At 73.8% G+C, this 2412-nt stretch carries 3 protein-coding genes; all 3 read left to right on the forward strand.

Going from position 1 to position 2412, the window contains the following annotated elements; translation table 11 throughout:
• Positions 1 to 224: 224 nt before the first annotated feature.
• The 3 genes from ABZW03_RS39875 to ABZW03_RS39885 all read left to right on the forward strand — a co-directional run bounded on the left by ABZW03_RS39875 (position 225) and on the right by ABZW03_RS39885 (position 2371).
• Positions 225 to 1337, forward strand: coding sequence for an ABC transporter substrate-binding protein (locus ABZW03_RS39875; protein WP_355269643.1), 1113 nt, complete (start codon positions 225 to 227; stop codon positions 1335 to 1337).
• Between the two features lie 69 nt (positions 1338 to 1406).
• On the forward strand, positions 1407 to 1922 hold the full coding sequence (locus ABZW03_RS39880; protein WP_355269645.1) for a DinB family protein: 516 nt from the start codon (positions 1407 to 1409) through the stop codon (positions 1920 to 1922).
• Positions 1922 to 2371, forward strand: a complete 450-nt coding sequence (locus ABZW03_RS39885; protein WP_355269646.1) for a hypothetical protein — start codon at positions 1922 to 1924, stop codon at positions 2369 to 2371. The genes ABZW03_RS39880 and ABZW03_RS39885 overlap by 1 nt, the downstream gene beginning before the upstream one ends.
• The last annotated feature ends 41 nt before the right edge of the window (positions 2372 to 2412 follow it).

Below are 2412 nucleotides of genomic sequence, written 5' to 3' on the forward strand. Positions count from 1 at the left end.
CCCTAAAATATTTTTTTTTTTTTTTTTTTTTTTTAATCCTCTGTAACCATTTCTCTTGTGCGGGGCCGCCCGCCCGCCCCCCCCCCCCCACTCCTCACGGCCGTACGGACGGAAATCCGCTTGCCCGGCGGCGGTGTCGGCGGTTCCAATGGCCCCGCATGATCGCGCAGGCGCGCGCCGGGGCGGGCCTGCGACCGGAGCCGTCACCGGGGAGACGCCGACGCATGAGCACCTCACCAACGCAGGCCGGAGCCCATCCGTTTGACGGGCCTTCGGTGCGGATCGGCGCCCTCGTGCCGCTGACCCGGCCCGGCTGGGTGGAGGCGGGCCGGCACCTGCTCGCCGGGCTCGAACTGGGCGTTCGCGAGGTCAACGACGCCGGCGGGATCGGCGGGCGGCCGCTGGAACTGCTGGTGCGGGACACCGCGGCCGATCCGCAGCGCGCCGCCCAGGCCGTGCAGGAGCTGGCCGGGGAGGGGGTCGTCGCGCTGGCCGGGGAGTACCACAGCGTCGTCGCCCGTACGGTCGCCGCCTCGGCCGACGCCGCCGGACTGCCGTACCTGTGCACCTCGGCGGTGCTGGACGCGCTGACCGAGGAGCCGACGCCGTGGGTGGCGCGGCTGTGCCCGGCGCAGTCGCACAGCTGGCGCGTCTTCGCGGACTTCCTGCTCGGTGCGGGCCACCGCCGGATCGCCGTGGTGACGCAGCCGAGCGTCTACTGGGCGGCCGGGACCGGCATCCTGCGCAAGTACCTGGCCGCGCACGGCGGCAGCGTCACCGAACTCGACGCGGGCGCGCTCTCCCCCGCCGCCCTGAACGACGAACTCGCCCGGCAGGGCGCGACGGCGCTGCTCCTGCTGGTCGGCCAGCCGGAACCGGCGGTACCGATCGTCCGCTCCGTGCGCGGCGACGCGCGCCTGGCCGGGGTCCTGATCGGCGCTCCGGCCGGGCAGCCGGAGTTCGCCGGGTGGGCGGAGCTGCTGGGCGAGGACGGCGCGGGCGTCCCGTTCCTGCGCTATCTGCCCGAGCAGCTCGGCCCGCTCGGCGCCCGCGTCGAGGCGCAGCTGCGCGAACGGCTGGGCGAGGAGCCGTCGTTCGTCGCCTTCGAGGGCTACGACACGGTCGCCGTCCTCGCGGAGGTGCTGCGCTCGCACGGAACCGACCGGGCCTCTGTCGCCGGGGCCTGGCCGCGGGTGGCCGTGGAGGGCACCCGCGGGAGGATCTCCTTCTCCCGTGCGCCGGGCGGCAGCGTGTGGCAGTGGGCGTGGCCGCCGGTGCAGGTGGTCGACCGGGATCCGGCGGCGCCCGGGCGCTTCCGCCTCCTGCACACCGGCTGAACCGCCCCGCCGGGCGCCGGCGCGTAAATCCGGTGCGGGCGGCGGGGTTGGTCGGTAGCCTGCACCGCCATGGCATCGGAACTGGAACGCCCCCCTCTCCTGGCGGACGAACGCACCGCGCTGACCGGCTGGTTGGACCTGCAGCGGAAGATCCTGCGCTGGAAGTGCGAGGGGCTGGGCGAGGAGGACGCGCACCGCCCGGTCATCGAGACCTCGCCGGCGATGACGATGGCCGGCCTCGTGGCGCACATGCGCTGGACCGAGCACCTCTGGCTGGAGGTGGCGTTCCTCGGCGGTGACGAGACGTCGAACCCGGCCTTCGACGGGTCGGTCGAGGACGGCGACTGGGACACCGGCGGGCGGGCGCTGGCCGAGCTGCTGGCGCAGTACGAGGCGCAGTGCGCGCGCAGCGACGAGATCGTCGCGGCCGCGTCGCTGGACGACGTCGGCCGCCACACCGGTTTCCGCGCCGGCGGCGCCAACCTGCGCTGGATGCTGATCCACCTGATCGAGGAGACCGGCCGCCACGCGGGGCACGCCGACATCGTGCGCGAGCTGCTGGACGGCTCGAAGGGCTACTACTGATGGCGGCGGCGTCCGGCGGCGGGATGGCGGAGCTGCTGTCGGCCGACGGCCCGGACCCGGAGCACGCCGAGGCGCTGATGCTCTACGGCCGGCTGGTCGGGACGTGGAGCGTCAGCAACCGCTACCGGTTCCCCGACGGGCGGTGGCGCACGGCGGCGGGCGAGTGGCGCTTCGGCTGGACGCTGGGCGGCCGGGTGGTGCAGGACGTGCTGCACTGCCCGGATTTCCACGGCCGCTTCCCCGGCACCACGGTGCGGATGTACGACGTGAGGACCGGGCTGTGGCAGATCACCTGGTTCTCGCCGAAGCTGCCGTCGTACTTCTCCCAGACCGGCCGCTCCGACGGCGCCGGCGGGATGGTCCAGGAGGGCACCGACGCCCAAGGGCGGCGCTCGCGCTGGAGCCGGCCGAGGCGCCGGTGCGCAACGAGGCCGACATCTTCGGGCTGACGCTGGAGAAGCTGCTGCCGATCAAGGTGCTGGTCCGGGAC

The organism is Kitasatospora sp. NPDC004799, from assembly GCF_040609095.1.
Taxonomy (GTDB): domain Bacteria; phylum Actinomycetota; class Actinomycetes; order Streptomycetales; family Streptomycetaceae; genus Kitasatospora.

Bases quoted from the DNA above. Each gene is read 5' to 3' on its own strand.
- ABZW03_RS39885 (WP_355269646.1), top strand. From the start codon at position 1,922: ATGGCGGCGGCGTCCGGCGGCGGGATGGCGGAGCTGCTGTCGGCCGAC.
- ABZW03_RS39880 (WP_355269645.1), top strand. From the start codon at position 1,407: ATGGCATCGGAACTGGAACGCCCCCCTCTCCTGGCGGACGAACGCACC.
- ABZW03_RS39875 (WP_355269643.1), top strand. From the start codon at position 225: ATGAGCACCTCACCAACGCAGGCCGGAGCCCATCCGTTTGACGGGCCT.